The sequence below is a fragment of the Sorangium sp. So ce426 genome (assembly GCF_051475585.1).
In the GTDB taxonomy this organism is placed as follows: Bacteria; Myxococcota_A; Polyangia; order Polyangiales; family Polyangiaceae; genus Sorangium; species Sorangium cellulosum_B.
In genome coordinates this window covers 4,688,563-4,705,348 of sequence record NZ_CP150341.1, presented here as the reverse complement: position 1 = coordinate 4,705,348, position 16,786 = coordinate 4,688,563, and the positions used below count along the sequence as shown (strand labels likewise).

Genomic DNA, 16,786 nt, shown 5'->3' with positions numbered 1-16,786 from the left:
GTGGGCTGCTCCGGAAGCGCGTTGACCGCTGGGTGGCGAGGCGGGAGACGACCAGCGGCCGTGGACCATCCGCGTGCTCCCGCGGCAGCACGGGACCGGCACCGTGCACGGTGCGTCGATGGTCGCGGCGACCAGCTCGAGGCGCAGCCGTCCAGAGTCGAAACCACGGAGCTCCGGCGCCAGCGCCGCGTCGGGCAGCGGCGTGGCCGGTCACCGCGCCTGATCGGTCAAGCAGCCGGACCACATGCTTCAGGATCCGCGCTTCATGCTCCTCCTTCGCGCGCATCAGCCCCGACGGGCGCCTGTCATGGCGGCGCAACACCCGCTGTCCGCGCGACGGTCACCTGTAACGCCGCCGTACCATCTCGCCGGGAAACGCGCCGTCCATCCGCCGCCGCCGCACGGCCAAATCCGCCGCCGCCGCGCCGCTCGCACGCGTGGCACGGCGCATGCTCCTTGTCCCCGGCACGCAGCGCGGCGATCATCGCCGCTTGTGTCCACGCTCGGCGAGGTCGCCGTTGCCGTGAACGAAGGCTCTAAACTCTCTGGACGAGGAGATCGCGATGAAGCGCTCGGTCGGTGCGCACGGGATGGTGATGGGCGTCGGGCTCCTCATGGCGGCTTGCGGGCCGGCGTCGGAGTCGGACATCGAGGTCGAGCTCGCCGGGCCGGGGCTCGAGGCGACAGGGCTGAAGCCCGGTATCCCGGACACCAACGGGACCGAGAAGCTCGCGTGGCACACCTGGAAGTACGCGGTGGTCACGGCGCTGCGGAACCCGCTGCTCCAGAACGACCAGATCCACCCGAACATCCTCGCCACCAAGATCCTCGACGCGGCGGCCCCCGGGGGCGTGGACGGCAGGGAGGTCTTCGATCACACCGTCCGCTGCGCCGCCCCCTACGGCACCGTCGTGCACCACGGCGGGGAGGTCTACCTGGGGCGAGGGATGGTGAGCAGCGCGTCGGCCTGGACGGAGCAGGGGCTCTCCGATGCCGTGATCGGCAACGTGCTGGAGTGCGTGATCGCCTACGTCAACGACGTGACCGACGGCCTCAGCGTCCTGCTCACGGGCACCCAGGTGGCCGACGACGGGGAGCCTCACACCGAGTACGTTCACCGCGAGGCGCTCTGGTGCGCGGTCCCCTCGACCGCGTTCGGCGCCATGGTGTTCGTCTATGCGACGGCCCCGTTCATCGCCCACTGCGACGTCAACCCTGAGTCGGCGCTGAAGCAGCGGTACTGCTACAAGGACGGGGCCTGCGGCCTCAACTACATGGGGTCCCTGGCGGACAGCGTCGATAACGGCACTTGCCAGCCCGTCGGACTCCCGGGGCACGGCCAGTTCATCTGCAACGAAAAGCCGTGCACGATGACGTGGCTGAAGGACATCGAGCCCGACTGGTGCCGTGAGCCCACGCGCGAGCGCACGATCGATCCCGCGCTGTTCCCCCGGTGAGCGCCGCGGGCCGCGGGGGCGGTCAGGGCGCGGCGGGGTCGGGCGCCTCGCCCGCGAGCCGCCGCGCCTCCGCGAGGCGCGCGCCCTCGGTCCGGGCGCGCAGCGGGTTCGCCTGGAGGGCCGCCTCCAGGGCCTCGGCCCCGCGCCGGGCGGCCTCCCGCCGGGCCGCCGCGCCGGGCGCGGCCGCGGCGCGCAGCAGCCAGAGCCCGCCCTGGGCCACGAGCGCCCTGTCGAACCGCGGGTGGAGCCCGAGCGCCGCGTCCGCATGCCGGAGCCCCTCCGCGATGTCGGCGGCGGCGTCCCCCCCGCGGTCCGCCCGGTGGGCGGCGCGGGCCTCGTAAATCTCGGCCAGCAGCGCGGGGAGCCGGGGATCGGCGCGCTGCCCGCCGCGCAGGGGGTCGAGCACGGCGAGCGCCGCGTCGAGCCGCGGCGCGTCCGGGCGGCCGCGCCGCGCGCTCCACCGGTAGGCGAGCAGCTCCACCTCGGCGCGCTGCAGCCGGTCCGAGACATCCCAGGGCGCCACCGCGATCTGGCGATCGAGCGCCTCGCGCGCGATCCGGATCGAGGGCGACGGGTCCTCACCCCGCGCGACCCCGGCGCGCGCCTCGAGCACCGCCAGCATCGCCCGCAGCGACTCCGGGAAGGCGGTCGCGTCCGGCGCCACCTCCAGCGCGCTCGCCCGGACACGCGCGAGCGCCGGGCCAGGATCCGCGCCCGCGTCGAGCGCGTGCAGCGCGAGCGCGTGCTCCAGCCAGACCCGCCAGTAGGGCGCCCAGCCCCAGGAAGGGTCCTTCTGATGCATCGCCTCGATCACCCGGAGCGTCCGCTGGACCGCCTCCTCGGGGGAGCGGCCGGCGCGGACGAGGTGCTCTGCCTCGTAGACGCCGGCGACGAGCCGCGAGGTGCGCGCGCCGTCGAGGCCCGGGTCGAGCGCGAGGACCTGGTCGCAGCGGGCCCCCGCGCGCTCGAACGAGCGGCTCGGGTCGCGGCCGTGCAGGGAGTCGTGGCGGCCGAGCTCGGCGTGGACGGAGCAGAGCTCGGCGAGGGCCCAGGCGAAGTCGGGCTCGCGCTGGAGCGCGGCCTCGTAGCCCTGGATGGCGCGCTCCAGGTCCTCGCGCTGGTCGCGGCCGAGCATGTCGGCGTGGTACGCCCGCGCGCGGGCGACCGCGGCGGCGACGTACCGGGCGAAGGCGTCGTCCGGGCTCCTGTCGAGCGCCGCCTCGGCGCGCGCTGTCGCGGCGCGCAGGGCGGCCTCGGCGTCCTCGCCCGGCTGCATGCCGCTCGCGGCCCACCAGGCGAAGCAGTTGTGGACCCAGGCGAGCTTGACCAGCGCCTCGGGGCTCCTCGGGCTCGCCTCGAGCGCCCGCTCGCAGGCCGCCCGCGCGCGCTCGAAGCTCGGGCGCATCGAGTCGCCGCGCTTGCCGGCGGCGTTCATGGTCTGGGTCCAGAGCTCGCACGCGGCGGCGTGGACCGAGGGGTCGGACCGGCCGTGATCGGCGGCGATCCGGTACGCCTCGGCGGCGCTGTCGAAGTGGCCCTTCATCCGGTCGAAGTCGAAGGCGGCGGCGTCGTGGCGGTGGCGGCTCCCGAGGGCGAAGAGCACGTCGCCCTCCAGCTTCTTCGCCTCGTGGAGCCACGGCGCCGCCGCGAACGCCTCCCGGGCCCGCTCCAGCGCCTCGTCGTGCCTGCCCTCGGCGAACGCGAGCAGCCCTTCCACGTAGGCGGGCGCCTCGATGGCGCCGTGCGCCGGCGCCTCGCCGGCGCCGCCCAGCGCCGCGCGGAGGTGCTCGATCGCCGGGGCCTTGTACTCGACCTCGATCGCCGCGATCCGGGCCTCGCGCTGCGCCGGGTCGCGGATGCGGCGGGTCTCCTCCAGGGCGCGGCGGTAGAGCTCGGAGAGCGCCACGCCGGCGGCGTGGTGGAGCCCCGGCGATCGGTACCCGGCCCGCTCGGCGGCGCGGAGGTGATCGAGCGCGGCGCGCGGCTCCTGGAGCGCGAGCAGGCCGCGGCCGAGCGCGTACTCGCCGGGGCCGCGGCCGACCTCGCCCGCTGTCGCCATTCGGGCCTCGACGGCCCCGAGCCGGGCGCGGACGACGTCGCGCTCGCGCTCGACGTCGTGGAGCGGCATCGCGTGGGCGGCGCGCAGGAAGAGCTCCATCTCCTTCACGGTCTCGCCGAGCTCGCGGGCGAGGTTGGCCTGCTCCGCGGCGGCGCGCCGGCCGCGGACGAGGAGGCCGGCGACGACGAGCGCCGCGAGCAGCAGCGCGGCCACGCTCGCGACCGCCGCCCGGTGCCGCCGCGCATGCCGGGCGAGGCGGCGGCCGAGGGAGGCGCGGCGCGCGAGCACGGGATCGCCGTCCAGGAAGCGCTGAAGATCCTCGCCGAGCGCGCGCGCCGACTCGTAACGGGCGCCGGGCTGCTTCTCGAGGCAGCGCATCACCACCGCCTCGAGATCCTGGGGGATGTCGCGGTCCAGGGTCCGGAGCGGCGGCGCGTCCTCCTCCAGCACCTGGCGGAGCACGTCCATCACGGTGCCCCCGGTGAACGGCGGGCGGCCGGCGAGCAGCGCGTAGAGCGTCGCCCCGAGGCCGTAGACGTCGGTCCGCCGATCGAGGGCGTGCACCCGCCCCGCGGCCTGCTCGGGCGCCATGTACGCGGGGGTTCCGAGCAGGGCGCCTGTCAGGGTGGGCCCGCTCTCCCCCGCCTCGCGCGCGATGCCGAAGTCCATGAGGTAAGGGCGGTAGGCGCCGTCGGTGCCCCGCTCCAGCATGACGTTGCTCGGCTTGACGTCGCGGTGCACGAGGCCGAGCCGGTGCGCCTCGTGCAGCGCGGCGGCGATGGCGCGGGCCACGCGCACCTTCTCCTCGAGGGTCAGGTCGCCGCGGGCGTCCTGGAGGGAGGGGCCGTCGATGCAGCGCATGACGAGGAAGGGCACGTGATCGGCGACGCCCGCCTCGTGGACCTCGCAGACGTTCTCGTGGCGGAGGCGCGCCTGGGAGCGCGCCTCGCGCAGGAAGCTCCCATCGATCTGCGCGCCCGCCGAGAGGAGCTTGATGGCCACGCGCCGGCCGAGCCGGAGATCCCGGGCCCGGTAGACGGCGCCCATGCCGCCGCGGCCGAGGAGGTGGAAGTCCTCGAAGCGGGCGTGGAGCGAGGGCGGTATCGGCGAATGTGGGATCGACGAGGGCGCGTCGGGCGTGGACCCGCGCGCGTCGGCGGCGCGCCGGCTCTCGTCGTCGAGGCCGAGATCGGACGTGGCCTCGGGCGCGGCGGGCGTGGCCCCGGGCGCGGCGGGCGAAGCCCCGGGCGCGGCGGGCGTGGCCCCGGGCGCGGCCGGGCCGGTGACGGTCGCGTCGTCGCGCCCGCGCCGCGGCCACGGCGGGGCGTCGACGCGGGGATCGTCGCCGTCCACGGGCAGCATCATCGGGCGCGGAGGCCGTGGCGCTGGAGCAGCCGGTGGACGAGCTGGCGGGAGACGCCCATCGCGTCGGCCGCCTGCGAGATGTTGCCCCCGTGCTGGCGGAGCTTCTCGGTGACGTAGGCGCGCTCCAGCTCCTCCAGCACGACCTCCCGCGCCTCGGGCAGCGGCAGCTCCAGGAGCCTGTGGAGGCGCGCATCCCCGGGCCCTGCCGGCGACGCGCCGGAGGGCGCAGCGCCCGACGGAGCCGCTCCGGCGGGCACAGCGCCCGAGGGATCGGGCCGCGCTGCTTCCGCGCTCAGGCTCCCCTGCGGCGCCGGCGGCGCGGCGCCGAGGATCTCGTGGAGCAGCTCGGGGAAGAGGACGAGCCGCGCGACGGTGTTCCGGAGCTCGCGCACGTTCCCCGGCCAGTCGTACGCCTCCAGCAGCGGGAGCGCGCCCGGCGGCAGGTCCGCGAGCGCGCGCGGCGGATCGCGCGCGGCCAGGAACCGCTCGACGAGGAGCGGGATGTCGTCCTTGCGCTCGCGGAGCGCGGGGACATGGACCTCCACCACCGAGAGCCGGAAGTAGAGATCGGCCCGGAACGAGCCGTCCTGGGCCTTCGCGCGCAGGTTCCGGTGCGTGGCCGCCACGATCCGCGCGTCGAAGGGGAGCCACTCGTTCGATCCGAGCCGCCGGATCTGCCGCCCCTCGATGGCGCGGAGGAGCTTCGGCTGGAGCTCGAGCGGGAGCTCGCCGATCTCGTCGATGAAGAGCGTGCCGCGGCTCGCCTGCTCGAGCAGGCCCGGCCGCGCCGCCGCGGCGCCCGTGAACGCGCCCCGGGCGTGGCCGAAGAGCTCGCTCTCGACGAGGTTCGGGGCGATGGCGCCGCAGTCCACGACCACGAAGGGGCCGTCCTTGCGGCGGCTCTGCGCGTGGATCGCCCGCGCCAGCACCTCCTTGCCGGTGCCGGACTCGCCCAGCAGGAGCAGCGTCTCGTCGGTCGGCGCAGCGCGCTCCAGCCGGGCGAACAGCGCGCGCATGGGGAGGCTCCGCCCCGCCGCCTCGCCGAACGCGTCCGCGGCGGAGAGCGGCAGGACGGCCGCGGGCCCCGCGGGGCCGACGACGATCTCGGAGCCGCCGACCGTGGCGGGGACGCCCGGCGGGAGGAAGGCCTCGCGGATCCGGACGTCGCGGATCAGCGTGCCGTTCTTGCTGCCCAGGTCGCGCAGGAGCACGCCCTGCTCGGTCAACCGGATCTCGCAATGCCTGCGCGAGGCGCGCGGATCGGCGAGGACCAGATCGCAGTCGGCGCCCGCGCCCACGAGGAGGGGGCGCAGATCGAGCGGCGCGGTGAGCGCGCGCCGGTCCGGGAGGGTGACGGTCACCGAGACGGCCGGGAGCCGGAGAGATCGCCCCTCATCGAAGCTCGTGAGCGTGCAGGCCGCCCCGGGATCGTCGCCCATGATCGCCATGGTGCCCCTGGAGGGGGCCGCGTCAACCCGGAACCGGCGCGCCCGCGGGCCGCGCCTGCACCGCACGCGCACGCGCACGTGCACGCGCACCGGTCGGTGGAGCGCCTGCAGGACCGCTGTCACGCCGCCGCGACAGCGCCCGTCGCGCGCGCGTGACAGCTGTCCCGGCCGCGTGTCGGCGCGCGGCGAAGCGCTCGCCGGAGACGCGCGGATCCGCCTGGAAACGCCGCGATTCGCGCTGCTGACCGATCCCGGCACACGCGTTGCGATGCGCCCCCCTCGAACGCGGCGAAACGCGGATTGAGGAGGATGCGGACATGACGTCTCGAAACAGCGGCGCGGGCAACATGGATCACCAGGGGATCGCCGGCGCGCGCCGATCGGCGCGGCTCGGGCTCGTCGCGCTCGCCGCGCTGGCGAGCGCCGTCTCGGCGAGCCGCCCCGCGGCCGCGGTGAGCGCCGAGCCCGGGCTGCGCGAGATCCAGCTCGACGCGACCGGCGCGACCTTCCGCGCCGAGGTGATCGGCGACGAGCACTTCGATTACCTCCGGATGGCGGACGGCACCGCCGTCGTGCTCAACGACCTCTCGGGCGACTACGAGGTCGCCGAGCTCGGCTCGGACGCGCGCGGCGCCCCGAGGCTCGTCCCCTCCGGCGTGCTGGTCCGCGATCTCCGCGGGCAGGGCGGCCTCGTGGATCCGGCGTGGCTCCAGCGCATCGACGACGAGGCGCTCGATACCCTCTGGGAGGCGGAGATCGCACATTCCCGGGGCGCGCTCTCGTTCGCGGCGAATCCGACCGTGAGCTCCGGGATCCGGCGCCCCCTGCTGACCATCCTGGTGGAGTTCACCCAGGGCGGCGGGCTCGCCGCGCCAGGCGCGTTCACCGGCAACTTCGCCACCGACCTCGCGTACTGGAACCAGACGATGTACGGGAGCCTCCCGGGCTCGGTGAACCATTATTACGCCGACATGTCGCGCGGGAAGTTCTCCTTCACCCGCGCGAAGGAGACCCAGGGCACCGCCAACGACGGCATCGTCCGGATCAAGCTCCCGTTCGCGCACCCCAACAGCAAGAAGGATTTCTCCCTCGTCCAGCTCTACCTGAAGGAGGCGCTGGTGATGGCGGATCCCTTCGTCAACTTCGCCTCCTACGACACCAACGCGGACGGCAAGGTCCGCGGCGACGAGCTCAACACGGTCTTCATCGTGGCCGGCTACGAGACCTCGAACACGAGCAAGACGCCCTCCATCTGGGCCCATGCGAAGGGCTTCGAGGACCCGATCACCCTCGACGGGAAGGTCCTCACCGGCTACGCCGCGCTCGGCGAAAGGCAGGTCCACGCCGTCCGCGGCGCGCCCACCACGATGCCGGCCACGGTGGGTGTCATCGTCCACGAGCTCGGGCACTCGGCGATAGGCCTCCCGGATCTCTACAAGGGCCCTACCCCGCTCGGTTCATGGTGCGTGATGGCGAGCGGGAGCTGGGGGAGCACGAGCGGCTCGCCCGGGGGCTCGACGCCCGTGGCGATGGGCGCCTGGAGCCGGATCAAGGCCGGATTCCTGGCGCCGACGGTGATCGAGCCCGGGTCCCCGCCGCAGGACATCGCCATCGTCCGGACGGCCGGCGCGGAGTTCCTCGGGCAGGGCGTCGCGCCGACGATCTACAAGATCGAGACCTCGGATCCGGACCAGTACTTCCTGATCGACAACCGCCATAACGAGGGATACGACCGCGGCCTGCAGCGCTGGCTCGACTTCGATGACGTCTCCGGCGGCGTGGCGATCTACCGCGTCGACGAGGCCAGGAAGGCTGGCGAGGGGAAGATCGCTGTCATGGCGAGCAACTCGAGCTCACCGAGCTCCATTGCCAACCTCTACAACGAGCAGGGGGGCCGGACCTTCACGCCGTTCACCGACCCGAGCAGCGACGACGCCGACGGGCAGTTCACCGGGCTCTCGGTCACGGACTTCAACGTCTCCGGGCCGATCATGCTCGCGCACGTGAGCTATGTCCCCTTCGCCTGCAACGCGATCACCGCGTCCGTGGCGGAGCACGAGATCCACGGCCGCGCCAACAAGCACATCGTCGATCTCGGGGACGACCAGATCTTCCTTGGATACCGCACGACGGGCGCGCAGCAGGCGCTCGGGTTCGACGAGGACGAGATCGTCACGCTCCACGTCGAGGCGCCCGGGATGTGGAGCGTCGGGGAGTGCGACTGAGCGGCCTGGCCTCCTGCCCGCGGAAGCGCGTGACCGTCTCGATCAGCGCGCGGAGCTTCGGCTGCTCCTGCGTGCGCGCGGGGAAATAGAGGCAGAAGCCAGGCCCCTTCGTGATGAACGCCTCGAGCACGCGCTCCAGCCGTCCCTCCGACAGGTCGCGCTCGATGGCCTGGTCCGGCACGTAGGCGAGGCCCGCCCCCGCGCACGCGAGCGCGACCATGAGCCCGATATCGTCGGTGACGACGCCGCCGGGGACGTCGACCGTGATCGTCTTGCCCCGGCGTTCCAGCTCCCAGCGATAGACGACGCCGCTCGCGAGGAGGCGCTGGCGGATCGCGCGGTGGCGGACGAGGTCCTCCGGCGCGCGCGGCCGCCCCGCCTGCGCGAGGTAGGCCGGCGAGCCGACGATCGACCACGACGAGTGGCTCGAGATAGGGACCCGCACCATGTCCTTCTCCACCGCGTCGCCGAGCCGGATGCCCGCGTCGAAGCCGGACGCCACGAGGTCGACGAAGGCGTCGTCGAGCGAGACCTCGATCGACAGCTCCGGGTACACCTCCCGCATCTGCGCCACGAGCGGGGCGACGAGCCACGCGCCGCTCACGCGCGGCGCGGTGATGCGGAGGTTCCCGGAGGGGCGCCCGCGGTAGTCGCCGAGCGCGGCGAGCGCGTCCTCGACGTCGGCGATCGCGGGCCGCAGGCGCTGAAAGAGGCTCTCGCCCGGCTCCGTGAGCGCGACGCGCCTCGTGGTCCGCTGAAACAGCACGACGCCCCACCGCCGCTCGAGGAGCTTGATCTTCTGGCTCACGGCGGTCGGGGTGACGCCGAGCGCGGCGGCCGCGGCGGTGAAGCTCTTGTGGCGGCCCACGGCGAGGAACGTCGTGAGCCCGTCGAGCGCGTCGGTCATGCTGGATTATGAACTAAATGTTCATAAAGCATCAACGTTTTGGCTCCTTTTCTTCATGCTCGGGATGTTGCATCTTCCGTCGTGTGAGGGGCGCGGCGCCCCGGGCAACGAAGAGGAGATCCCCATGGAAACGAGCAAGCACGAGCGGGTGTGGTTCATCACGGGCGCGTCGCGCGGCATCGGCGCGGAGATCGCGAAGGCGGCGCTGGCCGCCGGCGATCGGGTGGTCGCCACCGCGCGTGATCCGAAGAGCATCACGGACCGCTTCGGGCGGCCCGAGGCGCTCCTCCCCGTCGCGCTCGACGTGACGGACGAGGCGTCGGTCGCCGCCTCGGTCGAGGCGGCCGTCGCTCGGTTCGGCCGGATCGACGTCCTCGTGAACAACGCCGGTTACGGCGTCATGGGCGCGATCGAGGAGACCTCGGGCGACGAGGTCCGGCGCGTCTTCGAGACGAACGTGTTCGGCCTGCTCGCGGTGACGCGCGCCGCGCTCCCGCAGCTCCGGAAGCAGCGCGCCGGCCAGATCCTGAACATCTCGTCGCTCGGCGGTTACCGGGCGGGCGCCGGGTTCGGCGTTTACTGCTCGACGAAGTTCGCCGTCGAGGGGATCTCGGAGGCGCTCCACGCCGAACTCGCGCCGCTCGGCATCGCGGTGACGGTCATCGAGCCGGGCTACTTCCGGACGGAGTTCCTGGAGGCGAAGTCCGTCGTCGAGACGGGCAAGGTCATCGCCGATTATGACGAGACCGCGGGCAAGGTCCGGAGCCGCGCGAAGGCGGTCAGCCTCCAGCAGCCTGGCGACCCGGAGCGGCTCGCGCGCGTGGTCGTCGAGCTCGCCCGCGCGAAGAATCCCCCGCTCCGCCTCCCGCTCGGCAGCGACGCCGTGGCTGCAATCGAGGCGAAGAACGCGTTCGTGGCGCAGGAGCTCGCCGCGTGGCGCGCCGTCGCGGAGTCGACGGACTTTCCGAAGTGAAGCGAGGTTGATGCCCCCGGAGGCGCGATCGCGCAGGGAGCGACGGGGGCACGCGCCCGCCGCCTCCGGGTCGGTCGTTCGCCATGGGCGCCACCCCGGGCGCCGGGCGCTTCGCTGTACCGGTCGCGCGACTGACACAGTGCCTTCGCGCGGCGCGGCCCCTGTGCCTTCACCGGCGAACACCGCCTCCTTACGCTCCGGTCCATCCCCGACCGGAGCGATCTGCGATGACCGAGCTGCTGCCCCTGCTGACCTATTGCTTCGTGATGTCGAGCACCCCTGGGCCGAACAACGTGATGCTCACCGCCTCGGGCGCCAACTTCGGCTACCGCGGATCGCTGCCGCATCTCCTGGGCATCGGCGTGGGCGGCGCGGTCCAGACCTTCGTCGCCTGCCTGGGCCTGGGCGCGCTCTTCGCCGCCTACCCGGCGCTGCACGCCGTGCTGCGCGTGACCGGCGCGCTGTACCTGCTGGTGCTGGCGTGGAAGCTGACCGGCGGCGCCGCGGTCAAGGGCGCCGAGGTGCCGCGGCCGCTGTCGTTCGCGCAGGGGGCGCTGTTCCAGGCCGTCAACCCGAAGAGCTGGGTCAAGGCGATCACGGTGGCCTCGGTGTTCATGCCGGCGGGCATGGGCGTGGCGAGCGGCGCCCTGCTCGTGTCCGTCGTCGGCCTCGCCATCACCTTTCCGTGCACCTCGGCGTGGGCGCTGTTCGGCGTGGCGATCCGGCGATTTCTGACCGATCCGCGACGGCACCGGCTGTTCAATGGCATCATGGCCGGCGCGCTGGCGGTGCTGGCCCTCCTGCTCCTGCGTTGATCCATGTTCTCGCTCGACCGCGACTCCGCCGTTCCCCTGGCCGACCAGATCGAGGCGCGGCTGCGCGCGCTGATCGAGGGCGCGCGGCTGCCGCCCGGGGCGCGGCTGACGTCGATCCGCCAGCTCTCGGGCCAGCTGGGGGTGAGCCCCAACACCGTGGTTGTGGCCTACGATCGGCTGGCGGCGGCCGGGCTGGTCGAGTCGCGCGGCACGGCCGGGTTCTTCGTGTGCGAGGCGGCCTCGGCCATACCGAGCGAGGCGTGGCTCGAGGCCGGCGAGGAGCAGGAGCCTGTGTGGCTGGCGCAGCAGTCGAACGACCAGCGCGCCGGCGTGCTGCTGGCGAGCAGCGGCGCGCTGCCGGCGAGCTGGCTGAGCGACGCCATCCCGGCGACCGTGCTCCAGCGGGCGCTCGCCAGGAGCGACGCCGGCATGGCGGCGCGCTGCCCGCCGCAGGGGCTGCCCGAGCTGCGCGAGCGCATCGCGATGCTGATGCGCTCCCAGGGCATCGCGGCCGACGCGGGCCGCGTGCTCACGACCTGGGGCGGCACGCATGCGATCGACCTGATCTGCCGGAGCACCCTCCAGCCGGGCGACGCCGTGCTGGTGGAAAACCCGGGCTATTTCCTGCTGTTCGGCCGCCTGCGGCAGGCGGGCTACCGCCTCGTCCCGGTGGCGCGAAGGCCGGACGGCGTGGATCTGGGGGCGCTGGAGGCTGCGTGCCGCGAGCACCGGCCCAAGCTGATGTTCCTGCAGAGCGTGCTGCACAACCCGACCGGCTGGGGATCGAGCGCGGCCAACCTGCACCGCGTGCTGCTGATCGCGCACCAGCACGGCGTCCTCATCGCCGAGGACGACGTGCACGGTCACTTCCACCCCGGGCACCCGACGCGGCTGGCGCAGCTCTCGGGGCTGGACGGGGTCATCTATTATTCGAGCTTCTGCAAGGCGCTGAGCCCGGCGCTGCGCCTCGGCTACATCGCGGCCGAGCCGGGGCGGCTGAAGCCGCTCCTGCGCGAGAAGATCTACTCGGTGCTGACGAGCGGCGCGCTGAACGAGCTCGTGCTCCTGGAGGTGCTGTCGGCCGGCCGGTGGCGCAAGCACATCGACCGGCTGCAGCAGAAGCTCGGCGCGGCGCGGAACGCGGCGGCGCGCCGGCTGCGCGACGCCGGCGTCCAGCTCGACCATCCGGGCGAGGGCGGGCTGTTCCTCTGGGGCGCGGCGCCGCGCGGCGTGGACGTCGACGAGCTGGTGAAGGACGCGTACCTCAACAAGATCCTGCTGGCGCGCGGGGCGACGTTCATGGCCGATGGGGCGGGCGATCCGCATATCCGGTTCAATGTGGTGTTCAGCCAGCATGTGCGGGTGGCGGAGTACCTGGCGCAGCGGTTTGCGGCCGTGGCGAGCGCGCGGGGGGCGATGGAGAGGGCGGGCGCGGTGGCGTAGCGGGTCGGGAGGCGACGCCGTCGACGTCACGCCTGAGGGGTGTCACGCGCCGTCGGCGGTGTTGGCGCTGGCTTGTTCGCCACCGGGTCCTCGCCCGACGGACCCCGCAGCTCAGCGCACGAGCGCCGCCTCGCCTGCGTGCCTGAGCTCGCCGTCAGCAGCAAGCCGGCGCCCGAACCGCCGCGCGAGCAGCGCATCCAGCGAGAACCGTCCCGGTCCCGCGCCGAGGAGGAGGACCGCGAAGGCGATGAACAGCGACGCGAGCTCGGAGGACCCTGATCCCATGGCGCTCCGGCCGCCCGCGCGCACGAGCCACGTGGGCAGACCGCCGAAGGGGAGGCCGGGCCCCGCGTCGACCCCCTGCACGGTCAGACGGATGAACGGCTCGCCGGCGGGGACGTGAGCTATCGCGATCCCCACGATCATGGTCACCCCGATCCCGGCGGACGCGAGCGGCGTGGCCAGGCCCAGGATCCAGGCGATGCCGCCGCCGAGCTCGGCGAAGGCAGCGAGCGCCTGGAGCCATCCCGGCACGGGGCCCGGACCCATCCAGCTCGTCGCGGCCATCATTTTCGGCGCCCCGTGCAGGGCCATGGCGGTGCCGGCCACCAGGCGAGCGAAGAGCAGGCCCGTCGACGTGGAGCGATCGAGCGCGCGAGGGAGAAGAACTCTCAGCATCCGGTCCATGGTCATGATTCCTCCGCCGCCGGCGCTTGCCGGGATCGGCACGTCACCGCGGCTCAGGCGACATGGATGCACCCGATCCGGGCGCGTGATAACGCACCCGGGACTTGAAGGACCTTTGCGCGATCCTGAAAGATGGTGGAGCTGGATGGACCGCTTGACCAGCATGGCCGTGTTCACGAAGGTGGTCGCGACCGGGAGCTTTTCGAAGGCCGGGCGCGAGCTCGGGCTGTCCCCCGCCGGGGTGAGCAACCACATCCGCGCGCTCGAGGACTGGCTGGGCGCGCGCCTCATCCACCGGACGACGCGGCGGCTCAGCCTGACGGAGGCGGGCGAGGCCCTTCACGAGCGCTGCGCGCGCATCCTCGCGGAGGTGGAGGAAGCCCAGGCCGCCGCCGGCGCGCTCCACGAGGCGCCGCGGGGCCGGCTCAGGATCTCGGTGCCCATCACCTTCGGGGTGCGCCACCTCGCGCCGGTGATCACCGATTACCTCCTCGCGTATCCGGAGGTGGCCGTCGACGTCTCGCTGAACGACCGCAAGGTCGATCTGCTCGAGGAGGGCTTCGATCTCGCCATCCGCATTGGCGCGCTCCCGGACTCGAGCCTGGCCGCGCGCCGCATCGCGCCGAGCCGCTCCGTGCTCTGCGCCTCACCGGCCTACGTCGAGCGCCGTGGCGCGCCGGCGGAGCCGGCCGACCTCGAGCGCCACGAGTGCCTCGAATACATGTACCGTGCGACGCCGGGCCAGTGGCGGTTCCGCGGGCCCGGCGGCGAGGAGGTGTCCGTGCGCGTCCGGGGCCGGCTCACGGCGACCAACGGCGAGATGCTGCGCGTCGCCATGCTGAGCGGGCTGGGCATCGGCGTCGCGCCGACGTTCATCGCGGGCGAGGACCTCGCCGCAGGCCGCCTGGTCCCGCTGATGCCCCGCTACGCGCTCGAGGAGGTCGGCATCCACGCCGTCTACCCGCAGGGGCGGCACCTCTCGGCGAAGGTCCGGACCTTCATCGACTTCGTCGTGAGCCGCTTCGGGCAGGAGCCCGCGTGGGACGCCTGGGCCCAGCGCGGCGCGGCCGCCCCGGCGCAGCCGGAGCGCAGGAGGGAGCGGCGGCGATGACGTCGCTGGTCACCGAGCTCTCGCGAGGAGGGACGCAACCGCGCCGCGGCCAAAACGAGCGGGGTGACCAGGACTCCGCTCAGCTCGGCGTCGCGGAGATCGGGTATGATCCTCTGTTGCGCTCGTGGCGGGTCCCCGCAGGGGACGGCCGCCCCCTCCCCTAACTCCCGACGAGGTCCTACCATGTCCACCATCGGTCGTTGCCATCGCGGTCTGCGCGCGCTCCTGTCCTTCGCTGCGCTGACGGCCGCCGGCTGCGCTTCTGCGCCGGAGCCCGCGCCGCCCGCGGACGATCCGCTCGAAGAGGCGGCGCTCGAGGCGCACGCGGTGCCGTCGTCGGCCGACCATCACGCGAAGAAGAAGAAGAAGTGCCGCCGCCACGTCGGCGTCCACGCGGAGTGGTCGTCTGCGGCGCCTCTGCCAGAGGCGCGAGAGCGGCACATCGCCCTGCGCATGCCGGACGGCCAGGTGATGGTCGCCGGCGGCAGCGGCGATTACCCCTACCCCACGACGGTCGATTTCTACAATCCTGACACCGACACGTGGACGACCGGTGACGCGCTGCCCTACCCCATGTCCCCCGTGGGCGCGGCGCTCCTTCAGGACGGCAGGGTGCTCTTCAGCCCAGGCGGGCTTGTCTACGATCCGATCACGGGCACGACGGCGAGCGTCCCGCTCACGCCCGGCGAGGCGGCCCGTGGGTGGGAGTTCGCGTATACCGCGCTCACCCTCCTGCCGGACGGGCGGGTATTACGCACGGGCGGCAGCGACGACGACAGCACGCTCAAGGAGGCCGTGTTCTACGATCCTGCCACGAACACGTGGTCCAGCGCAGGATCGATGTCGGTGACCCGCTACCTGCATACGGCGACGCTGCTCCAGGACGGGCGCGTGCTCGTCGTCGGCGGCTACACGTTGAACGGCAACGAGATGCCCCAGGGCCGCACCAGCGTGGAGATCTACGATCCGGCCACGGGCGCCTGGACGCCGGCGGCGCCGACGAACCTGCCCCGCATGCAGCACACGGCCACGCTCCTGCCGAGCGGGCGCGTGCTGGTGCTCGGCGGCGGCGGCAGGATCTACGGCGGCACCGAGGAGGAGATCGAGGTCCTCGTCGATGCAGGCGAGACCGCCGAGATCTACGATCCCGCGAGCGACACGTGGACGTCGACCGCGCCGCCGAACTTCCTCCACACGTGGGCGTCCGCCGTCACGCCCATGTCCCACGGCCGCGTGATGGCCGTCGGCAGCGACGGCGCCGAGATCTACAAGGAGGCGAACGGCACCTGGACCCCGATCGACGAGCCGATCCAGAGGGGCTTCCCCACCGCGACGACCCTGCAAGACGGCTCGGTCCTCATCACGGGCGGGTATGACGCGACGTACTTCAGCAATCCGCCGACCCTCGCCAGCGTGGAACGCTACGGGGGCTGCAGGAAGAAGCATTGATGCGCACGCACCGCCGCGCGCTGCTGGCCCTCGCGCGAGGAACGAGGCGGCCTATCTCACGCCTCGCGCTCACGCCCGTCGCGGCCGTGCCAGCAGGAGACCTCCAGCCTGTCCCCTAGCGGGATCTCCACCGACCCGTAGCCGCTCTCCGCACCGCGCACGTACTCCAGGTACGGCCGCAGGTCATCCGGCGCGATGTCGAGATCGTCCGCGACGATGAGCGCGCCCCTCCGCAACCGGGGCTCGAGCATCCGGAGCACGGGCCAATAAAGGTTCTTCCATCCGTCCAGCAGAACGAGATCGATCGGCCCCTCCACGTCCCGCAGCGTCACCAGCGCGTCTCCCTCGCGGATCTCGACGAGATCGCCGAGCCCGCTCTCATCGAGGTTCTGCCGCGCCCGCCGCACCTTCTCCGGATGCAGCTCGCTGCCGATCACCCGCCCGCCGCCGCCATCGCGGAGGGCCGCGGCCAGGAATACCGTCGAGATCCCGAACGACGTGCCGAACTCCACCACGTTGCGCGCCCGCGCCGCGAAGGCGAGCAGATGGAGCAGCCGCCCGACCTCGCGGGAGACCGGCAGGTACGCGTCGGCGAGCAATTGGGCGAGCGTCGCGGGGTCGGGGCTCGGCCCGCGGCGCTCCCAGTCGCCGCGCACGCGGGCGATGATGCGCGGATCGCCGCTGTCGGCGTCCTGGAAGAGGCGGTCGAGGGTCCTTTGAACGCGCGGCGAATCGAGCGTCGTGCTCATGATGGCATGTCTCCTCCGGGCAGGCGCGGCGACGGCTCCCCTGCCCTCGCGGCTGCCCTTGTCGACACCGAACTTGCGCTCGAGGAGACATGACTTCC

General features: G+C 73.2%; 12 protein-coding genes. 7 read left to right on the top strand and 5 right to left on the bottom strand.

Features of this window, described 5'->3' with window-relative positions:
- Window positions 1-563 precede the first annotated feature (563 nt).
- The gene (locus WMF44_RS17310; protein WP_437300214.1) at window positions 564-1,457 is read left to right on the top strand and encodes a hypothetical protein; all 894 of its coding nucleotides are present in this window, start codon (window positions 564-566) and stop codon (window positions 1,455-1,457) included.
- Window positions 1,458-1,479: 22 nt separating this feature from the next.
- Here the strand turns inward: WMF44_RS17310 and WMF44_RS17305 are convergent, their stop codons facing one another.
- A complete protein-coding gene (locus tag WMF44_RS17305; protein ID WP_437300213.1) occupies window positions 1,480-4,881 on the bottom strand; it encodes a protein kinase domain-containing protein in 3,402 nt (1,133 codons plus the stop codon).
- Window positions 4,878-6,329, bottom strand: coding sequence for a sigma 54-interacting transcriptional regulator (locus tag WMF44_RS17300; protein ID WP_437300212.1), 1,452 nt, complete (start codon window positions 6,327-6,329; stop codon window positions 4,878-4,880). Before WMF44_RS17300 ends, WMF44_RS17305 begins: the two co-directional genes overlap by 4 nt.
- Before the next feature lie 317 nt (window positions 6,330-6,646).
- Between WMF44_RS17300 and WMF44_RS17295 the strand changes: the two genes are divergently transcribed.
- On the top strand, window positions 6,647-8,554 hold the full coding sequence (locus WMF44_RS17295; RefSeq protein ID WP_437300211.1) for a M6 family metalloprotease domain-containing protein: 1,908 nt from the start codon (window positions 6,647-6,649) through the stop codon (window positions 8,552-8,554).
- Here WMF44_RS17295 and WMF44_RS17290 read toward each other — a convergent pair.
- Window positions 8,502-9,461, bottom strand: a complete 960-nt coding sequence (locus WMF44_RS17290) for a LysR substrate-binding domain-containing protein (protein ID WP_437300210.1) — start codon at window positions 9,459-9,461, stop codon at window positions 8,502-8,504. The genes WMF44_RS17295 and WMF44_RS17290 overlap by 53 nt on opposite strands.
- Before the next feature lie 124 nt (window positions 9,462-9,585).
- Here WMF44_RS17290 and WMF44_RS17285 point away from each other — a divergent pair, with 124 nt between their 5' ends.
- From WMF44_RS17285 to WMF44_RS17275, 3 genes are all read left to right on the top strand, one after another.
- A complete protein-coding gene (locus WMF44_RS17285) occupies window positions 9,586-10,434 on the top strand; it encodes an oxidoreductase (RefSeq protein WP_437300209.1) in 849 nt (282 codons plus the stop codon).
- Between the two features lie 227 nt (window positions 10,435-10,661).
- Window positions 10,662-11,249, top strand: a complete 588-nt coding sequence (locus WMF44_RS17280; protein ID WP_437300208.1) for a LysE family translocator — start codon at window positions 10,662-10,664, stop codon at window positions 11,247-11,249.
- A 3-nt stretch (window positions 11,250-11,252) separates the two neighbouring features.
- Window positions 11,253-12,692: a PLP-dependent aminotransferase family protein gene (locus WMF44_RS17275; RefSeq protein WP_437300207.1), complete on the top strand. Its 1,440-nt coding sequence runs from the start codon at window positions 11,253-11,255 to the stop codon at window positions 12,690-12,692.
- Between the two features lie 111 nt (window positions 12,693-12,803).
- Here WMF44_RS17275 and WMF44_RS17270 read toward each other — a convergent pair whose 3' ends face one another.
- Window positions 12,804-13,379, bottom strand: coding sequence for a DoxX family protein (locus WMF44_RS17270; protein WP_437300206.1), 576 nt, complete (start codon window positions 13,377-13,379; stop codon window positions 12,804-12,806).
- 145 nt (window positions 13,380-13,524) lie between these two features.
- Between WMF44_RS17270 and WMF44_RS17265 the strand changes: the two genes are divergently transcribed.
- Complete coding sequence (locus tag WMF44_RS17265) at window positions 13,525-14,490, top strand: LysR family transcriptional regulator (protein WP_437300205.1); 966 nt, start codon at window positions 13,525-13,527, stop codon at window positions 14,488-14,490.
- A 183-nt stretch (window positions 14,491-14,673) separates the two neighbouring features.
- Entirely contained in the window at window positions 14,674-15,939 is a 1,266-nt protein-coding gene (locus WMF44_RS17260; RefSeq protein ID WP_437300204.1) for a kelch repeat-containing protein, read from the top strand.
- A gap of 56 nt (window positions 15,940-15,995) precedes the next feature.
- On the opposite strand, the gene WMF44_RS17255 is transcribed toward WMF44_RS17260, so the two are convergent.
- Window positions 15,996-16,688 (bottom strand): O-methyltransferase, encoded by a 693-nt coding sequence (locus WMF44_RS17255; RefSeq protein ID WP_437300203.1) that lies wholly within the window; start codon window positions 16,686-16,688, stop codon window positions 15,996-15,998.
- Window positions 16,689-16,786: the final 98 nt, after the last annotated feature.

Excerpts from the sequence above, each read along its gene's own strand:
- WMF44_RS17295 (WP_437300211.1), top strand. The coding sequence starts at position 6,647 with ATGACGTCTCGAAACAGCGGCGCGGGCAACATGGATCACCAGGGGATC.
- WMF44_RS17305 (WP_437300213.1), bottom strand. The coding sequence starts at position 4,881 with ATGATGCTGCCCGTGGACGGCGACGATCCCCGCGTCGACGCCCCGCCG.
- WMF44_RS17300 (WP_437300212.1), bottom strand. The coding sequence starts at position 6,329 with ATGGCGATCATGGGCGACGATCCCGGGGCGGCCTGCACGCTCACGAGC.
- WMF44_RS17280 (WP_437300208.1), top strand. The coding sequence starts at position 10,662 with ATGACCGAGCTGCTGCCCCTGCTGACCTATTGCTTCGTGATGTCGAGC.
- WMF44_RS17260 (WP_437300204.1), top strand. The coding sequence starts at position 14,674 with ATGTCCACCATCGGTCGTTGCCATCGCGGTCTGCGCGCGCTCCTGTCC.
- WMF44_RS17285 (WP_437300209.1), top strand. The coding sequence starts at position 9,586 with ATGGAAACGAGCAAGCACGAGCGGGTGTGGTTCATCACGGGCGCGTCG.
- WMF44_RS17270 (WP_437300206.1), bottom strand. The coding sequence starts at position 13,379 with ATGGACCGGATGCTGAGAGTTCTTCTCCCTCGCGCGCTCGATCGCTCC.
- WMF44_RS17255 (WP_437300203.1), bottom strand. The coding sequence starts at position 16,688 with ATGAGCACGACGCTCGATTCGCCGCGCGTTCAAAGGACCCTCGACCGC.
- WMF44_RS17265 (WP_437300205.1), top strand. The coding sequence starts at position 13,525 with ATGGACCGCTTGACCAGCATGGCCGTGTTCACGAAGGTGGTCGCGACC.
- WMF44_RS17275 (WP_437300207.1), top strand. The coding sequence starts at position 11,253 with ATGTTCTCGCTCGACCGCGACTCCGCCGTTCCCCTGGCCGACCAGATC.
- WMF44_RS17310 (WP_437300214.1), top strand. The coding sequence starts at position 564 with ATGAAGCGCTCGGTCGGTGCGCACGGGATGGTGATGGGCGTCGGGCTC.
- WMF44_RS17290 (WP_437300210.1), bottom strand. The coding sequence starts at position 9,461 with ATGACCGACGCGCTCGACGGGCTCACGACGTTCCTCGCCGTGGGCCGC.